Genomic DNA, 16,186 nt, shown 5'->3' with positions numbered 1-16,186 from the left:
CCGTCTATGTCGGCTCGGGGTCATTTTGACCGACTAAGCGGGGATTCTCAGCTTCCTGATGTACGCTTTGCCCCAATAGCGCCGGTGCCGAGGCCGTTGGGAGGGCATTAAGCTTGGCGGGATACCCGTGATTCGATGTCGATGCGATGGTGACTCGACTCGGAACCGAAGATTAAAGCGATCTTTGACCCATGACGCCGGGTTGCTGTCGTGCCCGGTCGCTCAGATGTTTTGGATTGCTTCGCGGAGCCTGTCATCGGGCGCGCATTTGCGCGACCCGTTGGCTCGCAATGACGACGCTTATGACGACGCCGCCATCCTCTGCGGGCGTTCTGCCGTTGTCATCGCAAATCCCTCATATCCCTTGGCGGCGACGTCGTCGCAGATCCGGCGATAGACGCCGACGCCGCCGATATAGGGCATGAAGATCCGCGGCTTGCCCGGAATATTGGCGCCCATGTACCAGGAATTGGCCTGCGGATAGAGCGTCATGTGCGCGACTTGATTGACGTGGGCGACCCAACCCTCTTCGGCAGCCTTCGTCGCCTCCACAAGGTCGAGGCCGCGCTGGCGCATCCAGACCATGCAGTCGGCGATCCAGTCGACGTGCTGCTCGATCGAGACGATCATGTTGGAGAGCACCGAAGGGCTGCCCGGCCCCGTGATGATGAAGAGATTGGGGAAGCCCGCACACATCAACCCGAGATAGGTTTTGGGTCCCTCGGCCCATTTCTGCTTCAGCGTCTGCCCGCCACGGCCGCGAATGTCGATCCTCGCCACCGAACCGGTCATCGCATCGAACCCGGTCGCCAGCACCAGCGCATCGACCTCGTAATCCTTGGCCCCCACGCGCACGGCATTCGGCAGGATCTCCTCGATGCCGCTGTCGCGAATATCGACCAGCGTCACGTTGGGGCGATTGAAGGTTGCGTAATAATCGGTGTCCACACAGATGCGCTTGGAGCCGATCGGGTGATTGACCGGCTGCAGGAGTTTTGCGGTCTGCGGGTCCTTGACGATTTCCGCGATCTTGGCGCGGACAAAATCCGCAGCCGTATCGTTGGCGGCCTGATCGAGAATCAGGTTGTTATAGGCGAGCATGAACGTCAGGCCGCCATTGACCCAGCGCTGCTCATATCTGGCGCGCCGCGCATTGTCCCCATCGTCGAGCGCGCCACGGTCGGGCATCTCGGCATAGAGGCCATTGCGCGCCTCCTCGCGCGCAAAGCGCCTCACTTCGGGATAAATTCTACGAAACGCCTCGCGCTCTTCCGCCGTCAGCGCGGCGTTGTGGGCGGGAATCGAGAAATTCGGCGTGCGCTGGAACACGTAGAGGTGTCGCGCCTGCCTGGCGATCTCCGGTATCGACTGGATAGCCGAAGAACCGGTGCCGACGACGGCGACGCGCTGGTCCGTGAAATTAACCGCCTCATGCGGCCAATGGCCGGTGTGATAGACCTTGCCGGCAAAATCCGAAAGGCCCTTGATATCGGGCAGGCGCGCATTCGACAGGCAGCCGGTGGCGAGCACCACGAACCTTGCGCTGACGGTTTTGCCGTCGGATGTCGAGACCTGCCATTCGCCCGCGCTCTCGTCGAACACAACGCGATCGACGCTGGTATTGAATTGAATATCGCGCCGTAAATCGAAGCGCTCGGCGACGTGCCGGGCATATTTGAGAATTTCGGCCTGCGGCGCGTAGCGTTCGCTCCAGTCCCATTCCTGCTGCAATTCGTCGGAAAAGGAATAGGAGTACTGCATGCTCTCGACGTCGCAACGCGCGCCGGGATAGCGGTTCCAGTACCAGGTGCCGCCGACATCCCCGCCCTGCTCGTAGACGCGCACCCTAAGTCCAAGCCCACGCAGCCGGTGGAGCAAATACATTCCGGCAAATCCCGCGCCGACCACGACGACGTCGCAGGTAGTGTCGCCGGCAAGGTGATCGCTGCCTGACATGGTTGGCAAGGCCGACATGCTGGTCGCGCTCCCTCAAGTTTCTTCGTTTTGCTCCGCACCAGCATTCCCTCTCCCGCACCAAAGCGCAAGAGACAAAACGATGTGGCTTGGCATCACTATTGCCGATGCGCTAGCGTTCGTTAGGAAAATTCGAACGAGCCGCGATCGGCGGCTGACATAGGGAATGGAAACACGATGAAATCGCCGGTTTGCGACATGCTGGGCGTCGAATTTCCGCTGTTTGCCTTCAGCCACTGCCGCGACGTGGTCGCAGCCGTGAGCCGCGCCGGCGGTTTCGGGGTGTTGGGGGCCACCACCCATACCCCTGAGACCATCGAGCAGGAGCTGAAATGGATCGACGATCATGTCGACGGCAAGCCTTACGGGCTCGACGTGCTGATCCCGGAAAACATTTCAACCTCAGGCGAGAAGAATGTCACCTGGAACGGCCTCGAGACGCGGATTTCAGCCCAACACCGCGCTTTCACCCGCAATCTTCTCAATAAGCATGGCATTGAACTCACGACAACGCGCGTTCCCGACAACCAGCCGCAGCCATTTGACGCCGGTCTGGCGCTAGAAGTTCTCGAAGCCTCGTTCCGTCACCCGATCCGCCTGATTGCGAACGCGCTCGGCGTACCACCGAAAGCGATGATCGAGATGGGAAGAAAGCACGACGTTCCCGTCGCGGCGCTGGTCGGCGCCAAAGAGCATGCGTTGCGCCAGGTCGCCGCCGGCGTCGACATACTGGTGGTGCAGGGAACCGAAGCCGGCGGCCATTGCGGCGAAGTCTCGACCATGGTGCTGGTGCCCGAGGTGATCAAGGCGATCAGGGAGATCCGCGACGTGCCGGTGCTGGCCGCGGGCGGCATCATGACCGGGCGGCAAATGGCGGCGTGCATGGCGATGGGCGCCGCCGGGGTGTGGACCGGTTCGGTGTGGCTTGCGACGGTTGAATCTGAGACCAGCGAAATCTTCCGCGAAAAGATGATCGCTGCGTCCTCGCGCGAGGCGGTGCGCTCCAAGAGCCGCACCGGCAAGCCGGCGCGGCAGTTGCGCTCGGTGTGGACCGATGCATGGGACCGCGATCCGGCAAGCCCCGGCGCGCTGCCGATGCCGCTGCAAAGCATCATCAGCCGCGATGCATTCGATTCGATCGATCGGTCCGCTCTTGCGGGCAACACGAAGGCGCGCGAACTCGTCAGCTATTTCGTCGGACAGGGCGTTGGCCTGATCGACAGCGTCAAGTCGGCCGGCACGGTGGTGCAGGAATTCAAGCAAGATTTCGCGGAAGCCGTGGAGCGGATGAACGCGCTGGTTTCGGATTAACAAGCCAAATTCGTCATTGCGAGGAGCGACAGCGACGAAGCAATCCATGTTTCGACGCTAAAGGTCTGGATTGCTTCGCTCCGCTCGCAATGACATCCGGTTTAACATTTGGAGACGACCAAGAAAAATGTCCAATGGCCAATCCTCCCTGCCGAGCGCATTCCCGTCATCGTCGGCGTCGGTGAAATCGTCGATCGCCCGAAGGAAATTGCGCAAGGCCTCGAACCACTCGCGCTCCTGGTCGAAGCCCTGCGGCGCGCGGAAGCCGACAGCGGCGCTACGCTGCTCGGCGAGATCCAGTCGCTCGACATCGTCAGTTTCCTGAGCTGGCGTTACCGCGATCCGGAAAAGCAGCTCGCCGCGCGTCTTTCCATCAAGCCGAAGCACAATTATTACGGCCCCGTGGGCGGCGAAAGTCCGGTCCGCTACCTTCATGAAGCAGCAAAGCGCATCGCGCGCGGCGAATGCAGCGTCGCGGCGGTCTGCGGCGCCGAAGCGCAGAGCAGTGCGACCAAGGCCGAACGCGCCGGCCTCACCTTGCCGTGGACGCCGTTCGCCCACGATGTCGAGGAGCCCAAGCGCAATGCCGCGTTCGAGAAGCCGCTGGCCGTGAAACTCGGCGTGTTTCGCCCGGTGAGCGTCTATCCGTTTTACGAAGCGGCCACCTCGGCGCATTGGGGCCAGACGCCGCGCGAGGCGATGGGGGAATCGGGCGCACTGTGGTCGGCCTATTCCCTGGTCGCCTCGCAGAATCCCAATTCGTGGCTGAAGCGGAATTTCACTCCGCACGAAATCACGACGCCGACGTCAGACAACCGGCTGATCGCGTGGCCTTACACCAAGCTCATGGTCGCCAACCCGATGGTCAACATGGGCGGCGCGGTGCTGATGACGAGCCTTGCGAAAGCGCGCGAGGTGGGCTTGCGGGACGACCATCTCGTCCATATCCGGGGCGGCGCTTCGGCGGAAGAGCCGCGTGATTATCTTGAACGCGACCAGTTCGTCGAGAGCCACGCACAAAACGCCGTGCTTGAGGCGGCAAAGGAGCTCGCTGGCGGCGATGGCCGAGCTTTTGATGCGATCGAGCTCTACAGCTGCTTTCCCTGCGTGCCGAAAATGGCGCGGCGAACGCTGGGATTGGGAGCCGACGTGCAGCCGACCGTGACCGGCGGGCTGACTTTCTTCGGCGCGCCGCTCAACACTTATATGACGCATGCGGCCTGCGCGATGGCGCGGAAACTTCGCGCCGGCGCCACACTCGGTCTCCTCTACGGCCAGGGCGGTTTTGTCACCAAGCATCATGCGCTGGTGCTGTCGCGAACGCCGCCGGAAGAACCGCTCGCGCAGGAAACGAGCGTGCAAGCCGAGGCGGAGCGCCGTCGCGGCGGGGTGCCGGAATTCGTGACCGAGGCCAGCGGCAAGGGAAAAGTCGAAAGTTTTACCGTGCTCTATGGCCGCAACAACGAGGTCGGGCACGGCGTGTCATGCTGCGCACGCCGGAGAACCGGCGGGCGCTGGCGCGCGTGCCGGCCGGTGACCGCAGCACACTCGCGCATTTATTGAACCTCGACCGGACGCCGGTTGGGTCATCGGGCGAGATCGCAATGGCTCAAGACGGCATTCTGGAGTGGCGAGTCGATTAGAACCTGATGGGACCAAGTCAACTATAGCCTCGACAAAGGTGCGCTCCCTCTCCCTCCGGGAGAGGGCTGGGTGAGGGCTTACGGTCTATCGTGCAGGCAACCGCCCTCACCCGGATCGCTTCGCGATCCGGCCTCTCCCCAGCGTGGGAGAGGTGAATCGAGCGCGGCTAGCACCCCTACCCCTTGTCGCCCTGCTTGGCCGAAACCGTGGCCGGGCGACGCTTGGTGCTGACAATGCGGACCTGATCGCCGTCGACGATTCCGTCCGGCGGCGCGTTGATGATGCGGTCGTCCAGCGTAATCCCTGACGCGAGCTCGATGTCGCGCCCGAGATCGCGCGCGATCGTCACCGCCTTGAACAGGACGCGATCGTCCGCTCCCACCGTCGCAACCCGCAGGCCGTTCTGGTTGAAGACCAGCGCGCTCGAGGGGATGTGCAGCGGACCACCATCCCGCTGCAACGTCAGCCGCACCGTGGCAAAGCCGCCCGGCATCAATTCACCGGCGGCATTTTCGAGCCCAAGCTGCATCTGCGTCGTGCCGGAACTGACATCGACGGCTTGTGCGGACGCTTCGACGGTAGCGTCAAACGTCCGTGCCGGATATTCGGGCACGGAGATCACCGACTTCGCACCGATCCGCACCGAAGGCACGTAAGTCTGCGGTACATTGACATAGACGCGCAGCTTCCTGATGTCGGATATCACGAACATCGGTGGACCGCTGCCGCCGCCGGCATTGATCAGAGCGCCGACGTCGGTCGCGCGTGCGGTGACGATGCCGTCGAACGGCACGGTGATCTTCTTGTAGCCGGCGAGCGCTTCGAGCCGCTCGACATTGGCCTGGCTGGAGTTGACCGCGGCGATCTTGTTGGAGAGATCGGCGGTGCGCTCGTCGATCTCCTGCATCGAGACGAAATTCGAGGCGATCAGCGTCTTGCGGCGCGCTAGCGTGACCTCGGACAGCTTCGCGCTCGCCTGCTGATTGGTCAGGTCGGCACGGGCCTGCAGCAGTTGTTGATCGAGATCGGGCGCATCGATTTCGGCGATGACTTCGCCGGCCTTGACCCGCGCGCCGATGTCGGCGCTCCAGCTCCTCAGGTAGCCGTTGACGCGCGCAAAGATCGGCGCGCGATAATAGGCCTCCAGCCGGCCCGGCAGATCGATCGTTGCCGTCAGCGCGCCGGCCTCGGCGAATATCACCGCCACCGGCGGAATCGCCTGGCTGTCGGTCCATTCGCGCAACTTCGCGCTCGAATCCTCGCGCGCGCGGATGCCGCTGATCACCAGCATCAGCGCGGCGATGACGGCTATTCCGCCAAACATGCCCAACTTCCGGCGCGAGACCGGCGAGCGAGGTTCAGTGGGCATTCTGGCTCTCCGTTACGACGGCCCCTTTGGGGTCCTGTTTCCTGTGCACCAAGCTGAAAACCACCGGAACGAACATCAGCGTGGCAATGGTTGCGAAGGTCAGGCCGCCGATCACTGCCCGCCCGAGCGGCGCATTGGCTTCGCCGCCCTCCCCGAGCCCCAGCGCCATCGGCAGCATGCCGATCACCATGGCGAGCGCCGTCATCAGGACGGGGCGCAAGCGCACGAAACCGGCCTCGACGGCGGCCAGAATCGGATCGCCGGTTTCCTCATAGCGCTCGCGGGCAAAGCTGATCACCAGCACGCTGTTGGCGGTCGCGACGCCCATGCACATGATGGCGCCGGTCAGCGCCGGAACCGACATCGTGGTGTTGGTCGAAAACAGCATCCAGACGATCCCGGCCAGTGCCGCCGGCAGCGCCGTAATGATCACGAACGGGTCGGACCAGGATTGGAAATTTACCACGATCAGGAAATAGACGAGGATGATGGCCGCGGCGAGCCCGAACAGCAGTCCGGCGAACGAGTTGTTCATGGTCTGCACCTGGCCGACGAGAGCAACCGAGGAGCCCTTCGGCACGTCCTTCGCCGTATCCGCGATCGCTCTCCGGACATCGGCCGCAACGCCACCGAGGTCACGCCCCTGCGGCGTGGCGAAGATCTGCACCATCGGCTGGATGTCGTATTGTGAGACGACCGCGCTCGAAACCGAGCGGGTGATGTTGGCGATGCCGCCGAGAATCGGCGCGGTGGGGCCGCCCGCCGTGATCGGCAACGTCTCCAGCGCGCTCAGCGAGTCGATCTGGTATTGCGGGGTCTGCATCACGATCGAATAGGACACGCCGTTATCGGGATTGAGGAAATAGGTCGGCGCCACCTGCCCGCTGCCCGAGAGATTGACGGTGAGGCTGTTGACGACGTCGCGCTCGGACAAACCGACATATTGCGCGCGGGTGCGATCCACGTCGATGTTGAAGGTGGGATTGCTCGGCGACTGCTGGATGCGCGCATCCGCAATGCCGGGAATCCGGCGGATACGGGCCATCAGCTTGTTGGCGTAGGCGAAATTGGCGTTCAGATTGCCGCCCCGGACCTGCAGGTCGATCGGCGCCGGCGCGCCGAAATTGAGAATCTGGTTGACAATATCGGCTGGCAGGAAAGCAAACGTCATTCCGGGAAACTGGCGCGGAAGCTGCTCGCGCAGAGCTTTCACGAAGATTTCAGTCGGAGGATGATCCTCCTTCAGCTTGATCTGGATATCGCCGTCCTGCGGGCCGATCACACCGGTATTGTTGTAGGTCATGTTGATGCCGCTAATGGGCATGCCGATGTTGTCGGCCATGGTCTCGATCTGATCCGGCGGGATGATCTTGCGGATCGCCTTCTGCACGTCGGCGAATTGATTGGCGCTCTCCTCCAGCCGCGTGCCCACCTGCGTGCGCACATGCATCAGGATCTGGCCGGCATCGACGGAGGGAAAGAAATTCTGCCCGAGATAGGGAACGAGCAGGAAGGAGGCGCCGACAAGCCCAAGGAAGCCGATCACGAAGGTCGGCCGGTGCTTCAGCGCCACGGTCAGCAACTCGCGATAGCCGGCGCGAAATCGCTCGAAGCCGGCCTCGAAACCGCGCTGCAAGCGCACCAGGGGATTGCGCGAGCGCACGGGCTCTTCACCATCGGCATGATGTCGATGCGGCTGCAACAGATACATCGCCATAGTTGGAACGAGCGTCCGCGACAGGATGAACGACCAGATCATCGCGAAGATCACGGCTTCCGCCATCGGGACGAACAGGAAGCGCGGAATGCCCTGCAGGAAGAACATCGGCACGAACACGATGCAGATGCAGAGCAGCGAGACGAAGGCCGGCACCACGATCTGATGAGCGCCGTCCATGATCGCGGTGCGGACGTCCTTGCCATGCTCCAGATGCCAATTGATGTTCTCGATCGTCACCGTGGCTTCGTCGACCAGGATACCGACCGCGAGCGCAAGACCGCCGAGCGTCATGATGTTGAGGGTTTCGCCGATCGCCGACAGCATCACGATCGAGCCGAACACGGCGAGCGGAATCGACGTCGCAATGATGATGGTTGAACGCCAGCTTCCCAGAAACAGCAGAATCATGATGCTGGTGAGCAATGCCGCGATGACGCCTTCGCGCACCACACCTGCGATAGCGCCGGCGACGAACACTCCCTGGTCGCCGACGAAGCCGACCTTGAGCGTATCCGGAAGCGAGTCCTTGAATGCGACGACCTTGTTCTTGATGCCATCAATGATTTCGAGCGTCGAAATGTAACCCGACTTCAAAACCATCATCAGCACGGAGCGGTTGCCGTTGACATGCACGATGTTGGTCTGCGGCGGGTTGCCGTCGCGCACGGTGGCGACATCCCGCACGTAAACCATGGCGCCATTGACGGCCTTGATCGGCAGATCGCCGAGCTCCTCGATTTTCAGCGGAGAGTTGTTGAGCTGAATGACGTATTCAAAGCCGCCGATCTTCGATGTGCCGGCCGGCTGAATCAGGTTCTGCGCTGCGAGCGCATTGGCGACGTCCTGGCCGGATAGACCAAGCGACTGCAGCGCCGTCGCATTGACGTCGATCTGGATCTGTCGCTGCTTGCCTCCGTAAGGATAAGGAATCGCCGCGCCGGGCACCGTGACCAGGGGCGTGCGCAGCTGATTGATGGCGATGTCGGCGAGGTTTTGCTCGGTAAGGCCTTCGCCGGACAGCGCAAGCTGGATGATCGGAACCGTCGAAGCGCTGTAGTTGAGGATGAGCGGCGGCGTTGCGCCCGGCGGCATCTGCTTGATGATGGTCTGCGAGACCGCGGTGACCTGCGCGTTGGCGGTGCGGATGTCCGCGTTCGGCTGGAAGAAGATCTTGACGATGCCGACGCCGTTATAGGAGTTCGCTGTGATGTGCTCGATATCGTTGACGGTTGTCGTCAGCGATCGCTCGTAAGGGGTTACGATGCGCCCGGACATCTGATCCGGCGGTAGCCCGGTATACTGCCAGATGACCCCGATCACCGGAATGCGGATATCCGGAAAGATATCGACCGGCGTGCGCATCGCGGACAACGGCCCGATGATCAGCAGGAGCAGCGCAAGCACGACGAATGTGTACGGCCGGTTGAGGGCAATACGGACCAGTTCAGTCATGGCACAGGCATTCCTGGGTCGAGCAATATACGATGAGCATGATGCAGTGCGGCATTTACCTGAAATACCGCCAAATGGCTAACGTCAGCCCCCTCAAATCCCTTCACTTCCGCGAGAACGTTAAGATTTCCTGCAAAACCTGCCGGCGTCAGAGTGCAAGTTTTCCGTTAACGCATCAGATCAAGTGCGTCGGAAAAAAAACGGGGGCCGCCGAAATTGCCCGATTTGAGGGCAAGAACCATTTCGCCTTCCTTCGCGCCGACCGCCCGCAGCACAGGCACGCCGGCCGCAATTTCCGCGCCGACAAGAAAACCCGGAATGCCTAAACGATCGACTACGGCGCCTGAAGTTTCACCACCAGCAATCACAAGACGCCTCACGCCCGATTGCACCAGACCTTCGGCGACATCGGCCATGGCCTGCTCGATGGCATGTCCGGCTGCATCGCGGCCATGACGGGATTGCAGGGCTGCGACTTGGTCCGGCGTCGAACTGGAGGCGATGAGGATCGGCCCCTCCGTGATTCTCTGCGCGGCCCAACCGAGCGCGCGCCGGACTTCGCCCTTGCCTGCAACAATCTGCTCGGGATCGAGGTGAAGGACCGCCATGTCGGTTTCGGCATTGGCAATTTGTTGCAGCGTGGCCTGCGAGCAGCTGCCGGCAAGGCAGGCCGCCGGTCCGCCCACCGGCGACTCGGACAAGGCGCTCGAGGCGCCCGCTTTGGCTTTACCCGCCGCTACCAAAGCACGCGCCAGGCCAAGCCCGATGCCGGAGGCGCCAACCGACAAGCGTTGGTCGAGTGCAACCTCACCAATCGTCTCCAGATCGCGGTCGAACACCGCATCGACGATGGCCGCGCCAACGCCCTTGTCCGACAGATCGGCCAAGCGCGCCCGCACCGCCTCCGGTCCGCGAACGACCGTGGCAAGGCCGACAAGCCCGACCTCGGTCTTGCTCTGGCGCGCCAGCACCCGCACCAGGTTTGAATCGTGCATCGGGTTGAGCGGATGATCCTTGAGCGGACTTTCGTTCAGCGGCACGGAACCGACGAACAGATTGCCTTGATAGACGGTACGCCCAGTCTCGGGAAAAGCGGGCGTCACCAGAACGATGGTGTCGCCTGAATCGGCGCGCAACGCATCCATTACCGGACCGATATTGCCGGCATCGGTGGAATCGAAGGTCGAGCAAATCTTGAACAGGACATGGTCTGCGCCGCGGCCGCGCAGCCATTTGTCGGCCGCCCGCGAACGCGACACCGCGAGACCAGCCTCGATCGAACGGCTCTTCAGCGATACGACGACGGCGTCGACGTCAGGCAGATCGAGTTCCTCGGAGGGAACACCGATCGTCTGCACCGTGCGCAGGCCGGCGCGCGTCAGCGTGTTGGCGAGATCGGACGCGCCGGTGTAGTCATCCGCGATGCAGCCGAGTGCAAGTTTCACGATTTTTTCCCCGCGTACGGCTTGAACCAGGCGAGCCCATCGGTGGTCTTGCCGCGCGGGTTATATTCGCAGCCGACAAAACCCTTGTAGCCGAGACGATCGAGTTCAGTGAACAGGAACGGATAATTCAGCTCTTCGTCGTCCGGCTCGTGGCGCGAAGGAACGCTCGCGATCTGGATGTGACCGATGATAGGCATCATTTCACGCAGCCGCATGGTGACGTCCCCATGCAGGATCTGGCAGTGATAGATATCGAATTGCAGCTTCAGGTTCGGAATGTTCAATTCGTTGATCTGGTCACGCGCAAACCCGAAGTCGTTGAGAAAATAATTCGGCGTGTTGCGCGCATTGAGCGGCTCGAGCACGATGTCGATGCCGTGGGGCGCGAAGAATTCCGTCGCCCATCTCAACGACTTCTGGAACGCCGCTATCGCCTTTGGATCCTTGCGATCGGCCAGCCCCGCCATCAGATGCAGGCGCTTGACGCCGGTCGCTTGCGCATAAGGCAACGCGGTGCGCAGGCTTTCCTGTAAATCGGAAAACCGCTCAGGCAGCGCCGCAAAACCCTTTTCGCCCGCGTCCCAATTGCCGGGCGGCAAATTGAAGAGCGCCTGCGTCAGGCCATTACCATGCAGCCGCTTGCCGATCTCTTCGACCGGGTGTGCATAAGGAAACAGGAACTCGACCGCCGTGAAGCCAGCCTTCGCCGCCGCTTCGAAACGATCGAGGAACGGCACCTCGTTGAACATCAAGGTGAGATTGGCGGCAAAACGGGGCATCCGACGTCCTCTTGTTATTGACTGGTTACTTCGGCTCGCCGGGCAAATGCGTGCCGGTCACGCGCGCATACATTCGCGCCACCGACGCATCGTCGTCGCGGCCCATGCCGGAAGCCGCCGTCATCAGGAACATTTGCAGGGCGGCAGCCGACACCGGCACCGGGAATTTCGCCGATCGCGCCATGTCCTGGATGATCCCCAAATCCTTGACGAAAATCTCGACCGCGCTGCGTGGCGTATAATCACCGTCGAGCACGTGAGGAATGCGGTTTTCAAACATCCAGGAATTGCCGGCGGAGGCCGTGATCACCTCATAGACCTTGCGGATATCGAGGCCCTGCTTGGCGGCAAAGGCAATCGCTTCCGAGGCCGCCGCGATATGAACGCCGGCGAGCAACTGGTTGATCATCTTGAACGCGGCGCCTTGGCCGGCGGCATCGCCAAGTTCATAGAGTTTGGCCGCCATCGCATCGAGCGCCGGCCGCGCCTTGGCAAAGGCAGCCGCGCTCCCCGAGGCGAGAATCGTGAGCTCGCCCTGCGCTGCGCGCTGCGCGCCGCCGGAAATCGGCGCGTCGAGATAGTGCCGTCCGGTTGCTTCCAGTTGTTTGGCGAGCCGTCTTGCGACGTCGGGATCCATGGTCGCGGAGGAAACAAATACGGCGTCCCTGGCGAGCGTCTCAGCGACGCCGTCCTTGCCGAACAGAATAGTTTCGGTCTGGGCAGCGTTGACGACCACGCTGACGACGATGTCTGCCTCTCTGGCCGCCTCCGCCGGGGTCCTGGCGCCCTTTCCGCCTTCGGACGCGAATCTTTGAACCGTCTCCGGCGCCACGTCGCAGCCGGTGACCTCAAATCCGGCGCGCTTGAGCGCGCTGGCCATGCCGTAGCCCATCGAGCCCAGCCCGATCACGGCAATGCGAGGTTTGGCGGATGAAGACATGCGACGTTTCCTTATGGCGCTTCTTGAAATTTATCCCTGCCTATCACGGCTTGGCCGCGCTGCCAAAGCGTGAGACAAGATACCGCCCAAGGACAGGACCATGAGCGAAACAAAAATCCGCGAGGAGATCTGCCGCCTCGGCCGCTCGCTGTTCGAACGCAGCCTGACGCCGGGTTCCTCGGGCAATATTTCAGCCAAGCTCGACGACGGTGGCTGGCTGGTGACACCGACCAACGCCTCGCTCGGTTTCCTCGACCCGGCGCGGCTGTCCCGGCTCGATGCGGCCGGCCGTCTTCTCTCCGGCGACGCTCCGACCAAGGAAGTGCCACTACACAGCGCACTATACGAGACCCGCACGCCGGCGCGCGCGATCGTGCATCTGCATTCCACCCATTCGGTCGCGCTGTCTATGTTGCCCGAGATCGATCCGCGCGCGGCGCTGCCGCCGATGACGGCCTATTACCTGATGAAATGCGGCGCGACCGCGCTTGTGCCCTATTACCGCCCGGGCGATCCGGCGGTTGCGGACGCCATCAAGGGGCTTGCCGGAAAATACTCTTCCGTGCTGCTCGCCAATCACGGCCCGGTGGTTTCGGGCGACACACTGGAGGCCGCGGTGTTTGCGGTCGAGGAACTGGAAGAAACCGCAAAGCTCTATCTGCTGCTGCGCGGACTGAACCCGCGTTACCTCACGCCGGCGCAGGTGGAAGATTTGGTGAAGGTGTTTGGATTGGCGTTGCCCGAACATTCGACACATACACCGTCCTCATCCTGAGAAGCCGTGCGCAGCATGGCGTCTCGAAGGATGATCGCCTTCATAGTACCATCCCTCGAGACGCCGCTTCGCGGCTCCTCGGGATGAGGATCACAATCCCAGATACGCCTTGCGTACATCCGGATTGCTTTTGATCTCGCTTGAGGTCCCCTGCATCTGCAAGCGGCCGGTTTGCAGGATGTAGGCGCGGTCGGCGATTTCAAGGCATTCGGCAATGCGCTGCTCGACGATCAGCACGGTCACGCCGATATCGCGGATGCGTTTGACGGCCTGAAAGATCTCATCGACCAGTTTCGGCATGATGCCTTGCGAGGGCTCGTCCAGCATCAAAAGCCGCGGCCGGGTCATTAGCGCCCGTCCGATCGCGAGCATCTGCTGCTCGCCGCCGGAAAGAGTCTCGGCGCGCTGATCGAGCCGTTCGGAAAGCCGTGGAAACAGCTTGAACACCAGCTCAAGCGGTTGTTCGCGATCCGATTTGCCGCGGTAGAGATAGCTGCCGAGTCGCAAATTGTCGCGCACCGAAAGCCGCGGAAACAGCCGGCGATTTTCCGGAACATAGGCGATGCCGCGCGCGGTGATCATGTGCTGCGCCATGCCGTCGATCCGGTCGCCGTCGAAGGTGACGCTGCCGGAACGCGGTCGCTCGGCGCCCGCAATGGTCTTTAACAACGTCGATTTGCCGGCGCCATTGGCGCCCGCCACGCAGACGACTTCACCCTTCTCGACCTCGATCGAGACCTGTGAGATCGCGACCAGCCCCTGATAGGCGGTGGTGATTTCACGCACCGACAGCATGACGATCCCCAAGGTAGGCGCTGATCACTTTCGGATCGCGAACGACGTCGGTGGGTTTGCCCTCGACCAGAACCTTGCCGAGATCGAGCACGATCGCGCGATCGACCAGCGGCATCACGATTTCCATGACATGCTCGACCATCAGCACCGTGACGCCGGTGGCGCGAACCTTTCGAACCAGCTCAACGCCGGTCTGGGCCTCGATCGGCGTCAGCCCGGTGAGGACTTCGTCGAGCAATAGCAGCTTCGGCTCGGTCGCGAGCGCACGTGCGACTTCGAGGCGACGTTTTTCCGACGGGATCAACTGGCTCGCCAGCGTATCGGCCCGTGCCGCCAGCCCGCAGAATTCCAGCACCTCATGGGCTTTACGGCGGGCCTCACGCATCACGGTGGTGCGGATCAGCGCACCGACAATGACATTGTCGATCACCGTCATGGTCTCGAAGCTTTTGACCACTTGAAAGGTGCGTCCGACACCGCGTTCGCAGCGTTCGGCGGCCGACAGGCGGGTGACATCCTCGCCGTCAAAAATGATCGAGCCTTGGGTGGGCGTGTACACACCGGCGATCAGATTGAACAAGGTCGACTTGCCGGCGCCGTTGGGGCCGATCAGCCCGACAATCTCGCCGCGCCCGACCGAGATCGAGACGTCGCTGTTGGCAACGAGGCCACCGAAGCGCTGCCAGATGCCTCGGGTTTCAAGGAGCGGGATTTCGAGCAGCGCCGTCATCGGGCGGCTTCCTTGCGCCGGGGCGAAAACAATCCGACCAGCCCCTCGGGTCGCGCCAGCGAGATCAAAACGATCAGCGTGCCGTAGACGATCAGATCGACGCCGCGGCCGGAGCCGCCGATATAAGAGCGTGTCAATTCGGTGAGCGGAATCAGGATGACGGCGCCCAGCACCGGGCCCCACAAGGTGCCGATGCCGCCCAGCACCGCCGGCAACGCCATCAAAAGCGAGAACTGAAACCCCATGACGCTTTCGGGGTCGATATAGGAGACGAATTGCGCGTAAAAGCTGCCGCCGATCGCAGTGAGAAAGGCCGAGACCGCGGCCGCGCCCATCTTGGAATTGAACACCACCACGCCCAGGCTTTCGGCGGCATCCGGATTATCCTTCACCGCGCGCCACCAGTAGCCCCACTTCGAGTCTTCCAGCCACCAGGTTACGAGCCAAGCGACACAAGCAAGCGCGAGCGCGAAATAGAAGTAAGGCAGCTTGCTGCGGACAAATTGGAACTTGAGCCAACTGTCGCCGCGCACGGGAATGTCGATACCAAGCGCGGCACCGGCCCAATCCCAGTTCTGAAACAACAGGAGCGCGGTCTCGGCGATCACGATGGTGGCGATGACGAAATAATGCCCGCGCAAACGGAAGCAGGGATAGCCCAGCGCCATCGCGATGGCCGCCGAGATCAGGCCGCCACCGAGCATGCCGAACCACGGCAGAACGCCGAATTTGGTGAAGAGAAGTGCGGTGGTATAGGCGCCGAGCCCGAAATAGAGCGCGTGCCCCAGCGAAATCTGCCCGCAATAGCCGGAGAGGATGTTCCAGCTCTGCGACAGCGCCGCATACATCAAGGTCAGCACCATGATGTTCTGGACGTAGACGTCCTTCACGAACAGGGGAACGATTGCCGCGATCGCGGCAAAGATCGCGGCGACGATGAGATCGCGGCGGCGGCGCTTGGCGAAGGCCGTATCCATCACATCGATCCGAACAGGCCGCGCGGCCGGATAAAGACCACGAGCAGGTAGACAGCGTAAATCCCGACCGATTTCAGCGACGGCGGCAGGATCAAGGCGGTAGTCGCCTCGACAAGGCCGACCACCAGACCGCCGGCGAAGGCGCCGAATACGCTGCCGAAACCACCGAGCGCCACCGTGACATAGGCGATCAGCGCAAACGAAGCGCCGACGTCAGGATAAACGTAGAAGAAAATCGCCATGATCGCGCCGGCGAGCCCGACCAGCGCCGCACC

At 62.2% G+C, this 16,186-nt stretch carries 12 protein-coding genes and 1 pseudogene; 3 read left to right on the top strand and 10 right to left on the bottom strand.

Going from position 1 to position 16,186, the window contains the following annotated elements; all coding sequences use genetic code 11:
* Window positions 1–300 precede the first annotated feature (300 nt).
* The gene (locus tag VNX23_RS06815) at window positions 301–1,974 is read right to left on the bottom strand and encodes an NAD(P)/FAD-dependent oxidoreductase (protein WP_325628415.1); all 1,674 of its coding nucleotides are present in this window, start codon (window positions 1,972–1,974) and stop codon (window positions 301–303) included.
* 177 nt (window positions 1,975–2,151) lie between these two features.
* Between VNX23_RS06815 and VNX23_RS06810 the strand changes: the two genes are divergently transcribed.
* Together VNX23_RS06810 and VNX23_RS06805 are read left to right on the top strand one after the other, a co-directional pair.
* A complete protein-coding gene (locus VNX23_RS06810) occupies window positions 2,152–3,285 on the top strand; it encodes a nitronate monooxygenase family protein (protein WP_325628414.1) in 1,134 nt (377 codons plus the stop codon).
* 108 nt (window positions 3,286–3,393) lie between these two features.
* A pseudogene (locus VNX23_RS06805) lies at window positions 3,394–4,928 on the top strand (acetyl-CoA acetyltransferase).
* 176 nt (window positions 4,929–5,104) lie between these two features.
* On the opposite strand, the gene VNX23_RS06800 reads toward VNX23_RS06805, so the two are convergent.
* The 5 genes from VNX23_RS06800 to ltnD form a co-directional block, all read right to left on the bottom strand.
* Window positions 5,105–6,298: an efflux RND transporter periplasmic adaptor subunit gene (locus VNX23_RS06800; protein ID WP_325628413.1), complete on the bottom strand. Its 1,194-nt coding sequence runs from the start codon at window positions 6,296–6,298 to the stop codon at window positions 5,105–5,107.
* Window positions 6,288–9,470, bottom strand: coding sequence for an efflux RND transporter permease subunit (locus VNX23_RS06795; RefSeq protein ID WP_325628412.1), 3,183 nt, complete (start codon window positions 9,468–9,470; stop codon window positions 6,288–6,290). The genes VNX23_RS06800 and VNX23_RS06795 overlap by 11 nt, the downstream gene beginning before the upstream one ends.
* A gap of 167 nt (window positions 9,471–9,637) precedes the next feature.
* Window positions 9,638–10,915, bottom strand: coding sequence for a 3-oxo-tetronate kinase (gene otnK, locus VNX23_RS06790; protein WP_325628411.1), 1,278 nt, complete (start codon window positions 10,913–10,915; stop codon window positions 9,638–9,640).
* Complete coding sequence (gene otnI, locus VNX23_RS06785) at window positions 10,912–11,694, bottom strand: 2-oxo-tetronate isomerase (RefSeq protein ID WP_325628410.1); 783 nt, start codon at window positions 11,692–11,694, stop codon at window positions 10,912–10,914. The genes otnK and otnI overlap by 4 nt, the downstream gene beginning before the upstream one ends.
* Before the next feature lie 25 nt (window positions 11,695–11,719).
* Window positions 11,720–12,634, bottom strand: coding sequence for an L-threonate dehydrogenase (gene ltnD, locus VNX23_RS06780; RefSeq protein ID WP_325628409.1), 915 nt, complete (start codon window positions 12,632–12,634; stop codon window positions 11,720–11,722).
* A gap of 100 nt (window positions 12,635–12,734) precedes the next feature.
* Between ltnD and VNX23_RS06775 the strand changes: the two genes are divergently transcribed.
* Window positions 12,735–13,409: an aldolase gene (locus VNX23_RS06775; RefSeq protein ID WP_325628408.1), complete on the top strand. Its 675-nt coding sequence runs from the start codon at window positions 12,735–12,737 to the stop codon at window positions 13,407–13,409.
* Window positions 13,410–13,499: 90 nt separating this feature from the next.
* Here the strand turns inward: VNX23_RS06775 and VNX23_RS06770 are convergent, their stop codons facing one another.
* The 4 genes from VNX23_RS06770 to VNX23_RS06755 all read right to left on the bottom strand — a co-directional run.
* Window positions 13,500–14,204, bottom strand: a complete 705-nt coding sequence (locus VNX23_RS06770) for an ABC transporter ATP-binding protein (protein WP_325628407.1) — start codon at window positions 14,202–14,204, stop codon at window positions 13,500–13,502.
* Window positions 14,188–14,934: an ABC transporter ATP-binding protein gene (locus tag VNX23_RS06765; protein ID WP_325628406.1), complete on the bottom strand. Its 747-nt coding sequence runs from the start codon at window positions 14,932–14,934 to the stop codon at window positions 14,188–14,190. Before VNX23_RS06765 ends, VNX23_RS06770 begins: the two co-directional genes overlap by 17 nt.
* The gene (locus VNX23_RS06760) at window positions 14,931–15,911 is read right to left on the bottom strand and encodes a branched-chain amino acid ABC transporter permease (protein ID WP_325628405.1); all 981 of its coding nucleotides are present in this window, start codon (window positions 15,909–15,911) and stop codon (window positions 14,931–14,933) included. The genes VNX23_RS06765 and VNX23_RS06760 overlap by 4 nt, the downstream gene beginning before the upstream one ends.
* A partial coding sequence (locus tag VNX23_RS06755) for an ABC transporter permease subunit (protein WP_414642955.1) occupies window positions 15,911–16,186 on the bottom strand: 276 nt, incomplete at its 5' end. The genes VNX23_RS06755 and VNX23_RS06760, both read right to left, overlap by 1 nt.

The sequence above is a fragment of the Bradyrhizobium sp. genome (genome assembly GCF_035570375.1).
Classification (GTDB): domain Bacteria; phylum Pseudomonadota; class Alphaproteobacteria; order Rhizobiales; family Xanthobacteraceae; genus Bradyrhizobium.
The sequence above is the reverse complement of the archived record's forward strand: the minus strand, read 5'-3'. Positions and strand labels throughout refer to the sequence as shown.